Here is a 6686-nt window from a genome sequence, read left to right as displayed (position 1 = left end):
GGTGGGCACGGGGCCTTCCTGGGGAGTGCGGGCTGCTCCCGCAGGGTACGGGGGTGTCGGGCCGGTCGGTGTCACTGCGGGGCCAGGGGAGTCCGCCCCCGGCGCCGTACCCGTCCCGGACCCGGGGGCTGCGCCCCCAGACGGGCTGGAATACCCGGACCGGCGCTGGAAAAGGGCAGAGCAATGCCGGCGCAGCTCCCCAGCTGCGCCGGCATCTTTTGCCGTCCGCCGCACCCCCGTCCCCACGGGGTTTCATGGATGGATGTCCCCGCCCGGACCGCTCTTCCGGGCCTGGGGTCGCCGCTCAGCGCCCCAGCATCACACCCACGGACGACGCTTGTGTGGCCACTGTCTCCCAGCCGTCGAAGACGACGAGGAGCAGGACCGCCAGGGGGAGGGCCATGACCGTCGCCACCAAGGGGTGGCGACGGCCCGTACGGCGGGGTCTGTGTGCCGTGTGGGCCATGGTCCCTCTCCTGACCTGTCTCGGTTGTCCTTGGCAAGCGGCGGGTGTCTGACCTCGGGGGACGAGTGCTGCACCCGCCGCTTGACCTCAAATCTAGGTGTCCGGCCGGTGCCGGGCGTCATGCCCTCGTACCGATTGCCGGGCCTCCCGGAGGATGAGCCATGACCTGTGGAGTACACCCCTGGGTGGAGACGGAGTCCTGGGTCTCGGGGTCTTCCCGGAGGGGGCGCCCGGTCCGGGCCCGCCTCAGGCGGGGGGGCGGGGACCTCCAGGGTGACTTCGCTCACTTCCACCACCCCTGTGCGTACCACCGTCCCCACCCGGCGGCCCGCTCCGCCGGCCACCACCTCGTCGGTTCGCGTCGCGTCGCCCGCGTCGACGGCTGTCTCCACTCGGTCACCCTTCACGGTGCAATCCCCCTTCTGTGACAGGTGGGTTGTGATCACCGGTAGCGCGAAGTGAGCCTGCTCGCAAGCTCGCTGACCACTTCTCACGCCTGCCGGCCGGCACCGACAATCGGTGGGACCGAGAGGGCGCGGCCTCTGCGCGCGCGGGGCCGTGGAAACGTAAGCTGTGCCACGTCACACGGACCGGGCAGCGGGGATGAACATGGCGATGATGCGCCTGAGGCGCGAGGACCCGCGCGTCGTCGGCTCGTTCAAGCTTCACAGACGGCTGGGCGCGGGCGGGATGGGCGTCGTCTACCTGGGCTCCGACAAGAAGGGGCAGCGGGTCGCGCTGAAGGTGATCCGGCCCGATCTGGCCGAGGACCAGGAGTTCCGCTCGCGCTTCGCGCGTGAGGTGTCGGCGGCGCGGCGGATCCGGGGCGGGTGCACCGCCCGGCTGGTCGCGGCGGACCTGGACGCCGACCGGCCGTGGTTCGCCACCCAGTACGTGCCCGGTCCCTCGCTGCACGACAAGGTCGCCGACGACGGTCCCCTCGGGGCCGCCGAGCTGGCGACGATCGGGGCGGCGCTGTCGGAGGGGCTCGTCGCCGTCCACGAGGCGGGCGTCGTGCACCGGGACCTGAAGCCGTCCAACATCCTGCTCTCCCCCAAGGGCCCGCGGATCATCGACTTCGGCATCGCCTGGGCGACGGGTGCCTCGACGCTGACGCATGTCGGTACGGCGGTCGGTTCCCCCGGGTTCCTCGCGCCGGAGCAGGTGCGCGGGGCGCTGGTCACCCCGGCCACCGACGTGTTCTCGCTGGGCGCCACCCTGGCGTACGCCTCCACGGCCGACTCCCCCTTCGGGCATGGGAGTTCCGAGGTGATGCTGTACCGCGTGGTGCACGAGGAGCCGCATCTGCAGGGCGTGCCGGACGCTCTCGCGCCGCTGATCCGGGCCTGTCTGGCGAAGGATCCGCAGGAGCGGCCCAGCACGCTCGATCTCTCGCTGCGACTCAAGGAGATCGCGGCCCGTGAGGCCCACGGTCCGGCCGAGGCGCGACCGCCGGCTCCGCGTGCCGGTGAGGCCGACCGGCCCACCGGGCGACTGGCCGACAGCGGTTATCCGGAGCGCACGCTGCGGCAGCCGGCTCCGCCGTCGCGCGGCGACGGCGTGCCGTCCTCTCGCGGATCCGCGCCTTCCCGTGGCGGAGGGCCCTCGCGGGGCGGCAGTGCCCCGCGCGGTGGCGGCAACCCTTCGTCGCGCGGCAACCCTTCGTCGCGCTCGGGGTCCCGGCCGGTACCGGCCGGACGGAACACGTCCTCCTCCCGCAACACCCGTTCCGGCAACGGCAGCAGACCCGCCGCGCGGGGCGGGGCGGGACGGCCGGCGTCGCGGAACACGGGGGCCGGGCGGCGGCCCGCCAATCCGCGGCTGCTGCGGCAGAGGTTGTTCGTCTTCGTCGTCGTGACGCTGCTCGTGGCCCTCGGCATCGCGGTCGTCCAGGGCTGCCAGGGGGCGACGCAGGGGCTCGGCGGCGAGAACGGCGTCGTACGGCATGAGCGGCAGGTTCAGCCGGACGTACGGCCTCAGGGGGCAGGCGGCTGGTCGGCCTACGCCGGCGGGCGGCCCGTCGCGACCGCGTAGAAGGCGACGGCCGCTGCGGCGCCCACGTTCAGGGAGTCGACGCCGTGGGACATGGGGATGCGGACCCATTCGTCGGCGGCGACCAGGGCCTGGGTGGACAGGCCGCCGCTCTCCGCGCCGAGCATGAGGGCGACCCGGTCCATGGTGTGCGGGGCCGCCCGGTCCAGGCTGCTGGCCTTCTCGTCGGGGGTGAGGGCGAGCAGCGTGAACCCGGCCTCGCGGACCAGGTCGAGGCCCTTCGGCCAGGTGTCCAGGCGGGCGTAGGGCACGGAGAAGACCGCGCCCATCGAGACCTTCACGCTGCGGCGGTAGAGGGGGTCGGCGCAGTCCGGGGAGAGCAGGACGGCGTCCATACCGAGGGCGGCGGCCGAGCGGAAGATCGCGCCGACGTTCGTGTGGTCGTTGACCGCTTCCATGATCACGACGCGGCGGTTGGAGTGCAGGAGGTCCGTGGCGGTCGGGAGCGGCTTGCGCTGCATGGAGGCGAGGGCGCCGCGGTGGACGTGGTAGCCGGTGACGCGCTCGGCGAGCTCCGGGCTGACGGCGTAGACCGGAGCCGGGAGCTCGTCGATGACGTCGCGCATGACGTCGACCCACTTGGACGACAGCAGCATCGAGCGCATCTCGTAACCGGTTTCCTTGGCCCGTCTGATGACCTTCTCGCCCTCGGCGATGAACAGGCCCTCGGCGGGTTCGCGCTTGCGGCGCAGCTCCACGTCGGTCAGGCCGGTGTAGTCACGCAGGCGCGGGTCGTCGGGATCCTCAACGGTGATGAGATCGGCCACAGAGCTGATACTGCCTTGTCCTGAGTACGGTGCCAACGCCTTGGCACGGGTCTGTTACCGGCGGTTACGCCGACGTCCGGGGGCCGACGGTGACGACCTCGCCGATGACGATGACCGCCGGGGGCCTGACCTCCTGCGTACGGACCGTCTCGGCGACCGTCTCCAGGGTGGCGTCGACGCGGCGCTGGGCCGCCGTCGTGCCCTCCTGGACGAGAGCGACCGGGGTGCCGGCCGGCTTGCCGTGCGCGATCAGCGTCTCGGCGATCTTGCCGATCTTGTCGACGCCCATCAGGACCACGAGTGTGCCGGTCAGCTTGGCCAGGGACGGCCAGTCGACCAGGGAACGCTCGTCGTCGGGGGCGACATGGCCGCTGACCACGGTGAACTCATGGGCGACCCCGCGGTGGGTGACCGGGATGCCGGCCGCGCCCGGGACGGAGATGGAGCTGGAGATGCCGGGGACGACGGTGCAGGCGATGCCGGCCTCGGCGAGGGCCTGGAGCTCCTCCATGCCGCGGCCGAAGACGTACGGGTCGCCGCCCTTGAGCCGGACGACCGACCTGCCCTGCCTGGCGTGCTCGATCAGCGCGTTGTTGATGGCCTCCTGGGCCATGTACCGCCCGTAGGGGATCTTCGCCGCGTCGATCACCTCGACGTGCGGCGGGAGTTCGGCGAGGAGGTCGCGCGGGCCGAGGCGGTCCGCGATGACGACGTCCGCCTCGGCGAGGAGGCGGCGGCCACGCACCGTGATCAGGTCCGGGTCGCCGGGGCCGCCGCCGACGAGGGCGACGCCCGCGGTGCGGGTGCGGTGATGAGGGGCGACCAGGGTCCCGTCGCGCAGTCCCTCGACCACCGCGTCGCGGATGGCGGCGGTGTGGCGGGGGTCGCGGCCCTTGGCGTCCGTGGTGAGCACGGCGACGGTGACGCCCTCGCTGTGGCCCGTCGCGGGGGTCCAGGCGGTGGCCGCGTCGGCGTTGTCGGAGCGTACGCACCACACGCGCCGGCGCTCGGCCTCGGCGGAGGCTGCGGCGTTGGCATCGGGATCGCCGGTGGCGATCAGGGCGTACCAGGCGTCGGCGAGGTCGCCGAGTGTGTAGACCCGGCGCTCCCAGGTGATCTCGCCCGCGTCCGCCATCGCCTCGACGGAGGGGGTCGCCTCGGGCGACACGAGGAGTACGTCCGCGCCCGCGGCGATCAGGGCCGGCAGGCGTCGTTGGGCGACCTGGCCGCCGCCGATGACGACCACACGGCGGCCGGTCAGACGGAGGCCTACGGGGTAGGCGGGGTGTTCGGCCATGAGGGGCGGCTCCTCGAACGGGCGGGGTGGGCGCTGCGGCTGTGGAGCGGCCCTGACGTGCGGATTTTAAGAGGTTCGTTCAGCGTACGGCGGGGTCGGGGGGCATGCGGGAGCGCATGCCCGCCGACCCCGGGGACGTCCTACTTCTCGGTCACGCCCGCCGAGTCGAACGTGGCCACCTCGTGCATCGCCCGTGCCGTGCTCTGGACCAGCGGGAGGGCCAGCAGGGCGCCGGTGCCCTCGCCCAGGCGCAGGTCCAGGTCGACGAGGGGGCGCAGACCCAGCTTGTTGAGGGCGGCGACGTGGCCCGGTTCGGCGCTGCGGTGGCCCGCGATGCAGGCCGCGAGTACCTCGGGCGCGATCGCGCGGGCGACCAGGGCGGCGGCTCCGGCGCTCACGCCGTCGAGGATCACCGGCGTGCGCAGGGACGCGCCGCCCAGCAGGAGGCCGACCATCGCCGCGTGCTCGAAGCCGCCGACGGCCGCGAGGACGCCGATGGGGTCGGCGGGGTCCGGCTGGTGGACCTCCAGCGCGCGGCGGACGACCTCGGTCTTGCGGGCGAGGGTCTCGTCGTTGATGCCGGTGCCACGGCCGGTGACCTCGGCCGGGTCGGCGCCGGTGAAGACCGAGATGAGGGCCGCGGACGCCGTGGTGTTCGCGATGCCCATCTCGCCCGTCAGGAGCGCCTTGTTTCCGGCCGCGACCAGGTCGCGGGCCGTCTCGATGCCGACCTCGATGGCCTGCTTGGCCTCCTCGCGGGACATCGCCGGGCCGGTCGTCATGTCGGACGTGCCCGCGCGGATCTTGCGGGGCAGCAGGCCGGGGGTCGCGGGGAGGTCGGACACGACGCCGACGTCCACGACGCAGACCTCGGCGCCCACCTGGTTCGCGAAGGCGTTGCAGACCGCGCCGCCGCCGAGGAAGTTGGCCACCATCTGCGCGGTGACCTCCTGCGGCCAGGGGGTGACGCCCTGGGCGTGCACGCCGTGGTCACCGGCGAAGATCGCGACGGCCGCGGGCTCCGGGATCGGCGGCGGGCACTGGCGCGAGAGGCCGGACAGCTGCGCGGAGATGATCTCCAGCATGCCCAGCGCCCCGGCCGGCTTGGTCATGCGCTTCTGCCGCTCCCAGGCCTCGCCGAGCGCCTTGGCGTCCAGCGGGCGGATCCCGGCGACGGTCTCGGCGAGCAGGTCGTGCGGGTCCTCGCCGGGCAGCGCGCGACGGCCGTACGTCTCCTCGTGGACGACCCACGACAGGGGGCGGCGCTTGGCCCAGCCCGCCTGCATCAGTTCGGGCTCGTCCGGGAACTCGTCGACGTAGCCGACGCAGAGGTAGGCGACGACGTCGAGGTGCTCGGGCAGGCCGAGGGCGCGGACCATCTCGCGCTCGTCGAAGAAGCTGACCCAGCCGACGCCGAGGCCCTCGGCGCGGGCGGCGAGCCACAGGTTCTCGACGGCGAGCGCGGAGGAGTACGGCGCCATCTGCGGCTGGGTGTGCCGGCCGAGGGTGTGGCGGCCGCCGCGGGTCGGGTCGGCGGTGACGACGATGTTCACCGGGGTGTCGAGGATGGCCTCGATCTTCAGTTCCTTGAACTGCTTCGCCCGGCCCTTCGGCAGGGACTTCGCGTACGCGTCGCGCTGCCGCGTCGCCAGTTCGTGCATCGCGCGCCGGGTGTCGGCGGAGCGGATCACGACGAAGTCCCAGGGCTGCGAGTGTCCGACGGAGGGCGCGGTGTGGGCGGCCTCCAGGACGCGCAACAGCACCTCGTGCGGGATGGGGTCGCTGCGGAAGCCGTTGCGGATGTCCCGGCGTTCGCGCATGACCTTCAGGACGGCCTCGCGCTCGGCGTCGGCGTACGCGGGGGCGGCGGGGCCGGTGGACTCCCGTACTTCTTCCACGGCGACCGTGCTTTCTTCCTGGTCAGCGGCCCTGGTGGCCAGGTCCTCCGGGTTCTGTGCGACGTTCGGGTCGGGCTGCTCCGGCTCGACCCGCGCCTCGGGTTCCGGCTCGGGCTCGACCCGCGCCTCGGGTTCCGGCTCGGCTTCCGCTTCCGGCGCGGCGGGGTCCGCTTCGCGGGGCGCGGGAATGTCCACCGCCGGGGTGG

The 6686-nt window shown here is 73.3% G+C and carries 5 protein-coding genes; 1 reads left to right on the top strand and 4 read right to left on the bottom strand.

Features of this window, described 5'->3' with window-relative positions; genetic code table 11:
* Positions 1 to 304: 304 nt before the first annotated feature.
* The gene (locus tag P1P75_RS38325; RefSeq protein WP_086773102.1) at positions 305 to 466 is read right to left on the bottom strand and encodes a hypothetical protein; all 162 of its coding nucleotides are present in this window, start codon (positions 464 to 466) and stop codon (positions 305 to 307) included.
* A 603-nt stretch (positions 467 to 1069) separates the two neighbouring features.
* On the opposite strand from P1P75_RS38325, the gene P1P75_RS38320 reads away from it, so the two are divergent.
* Positions 1070 to 2500, top strand: coding sequence for a protein kinase (locus tag P1P75_RS38320; protein WP_319264110.1), 1431 nt, complete (start codon positions 1070 to 1072; stop codon positions 2498 to 2500).
* On the opposite strand, the gene P1P75_RS38315 is transcribed toward P1P75_RS38320, so the two are convergent.
* The 3 genes from P1P75_RS38315 to cobT form a co-directional block, all read right to left on the bottom strand.
* Positions 2467 to 3285, bottom strand: a complete 819-nt coding sequence (locus tag P1P75_RS38315) for an RNA methyltransferase (RefSeq protein ID WP_319264109.1) — start codon at positions 3283 to 3285, stop codon at positions 2467 to 2469. The two genes, P1P75_RS38320 and P1P75_RS38315, sit on opposite strands and share 34 nt — an antisense overlap.
* Before the next feature lie 64 nt (positions 3286 to 3349).
* On the bottom strand, positions 3350 to 4582 hold the full coding sequence (cobA, locus tag P1P75_RS38310; RefSeq protein WP_319264107.1) for a uroporphyrinogen-III C-methyltransferase: 1233 nt from the start codon (positions 4580 to 4582) through the stop codon (positions 3350 to 3352).
* Between the two features lie 140 nt (positions 4583 to 4722).
* On the bottom strand, positions 4723 to 6686 hold a 1964-nt coding region (gene cobT, locus P1P75_RS38305; RefSeq protein WP_319264105.1), incomplete at its 5' end, for a nicotinate-nucleotide--dimethylbenzimidazole phosphoribosyltransferase.

It is taken from the genome of Streptomyces sp. ID05-39B, assembly GCF_033794725.1.
GTDB lineage: Bacteria > Actinomycetota > Actinomycetes > Streptomycetales > Streptomycetaceae > Streptomyces > Streptomyces bobili.
This window is presented reverse-complemented; position numbering and strand designations above follow the sequence as displayed.

Bases quoted from the DNA above. Each gene is read 5' to 3' on its own strand.
- P1P75_RS38325 (WP_086773102.1), bottom strand. From the start codon at position 466: ATGGCCCACACGGCACACAGACCCCGCCGTACGGGCCGTCGCCACCCC.
- P1P75_RS38320 (WP_319264110.1), top strand. From the start codon at position 1,070: ATGAACATGGCGATGATGCGCCTGAGGCGCGAGGACCCGCGCGTCGTC.
- cobA (WP_319264107.1), bottom strand. From the start codon at position 4,582: ATGGCCGAACACCCCGCCTACCCCGTAGGCCTCCGTCTGACCGGCCGC.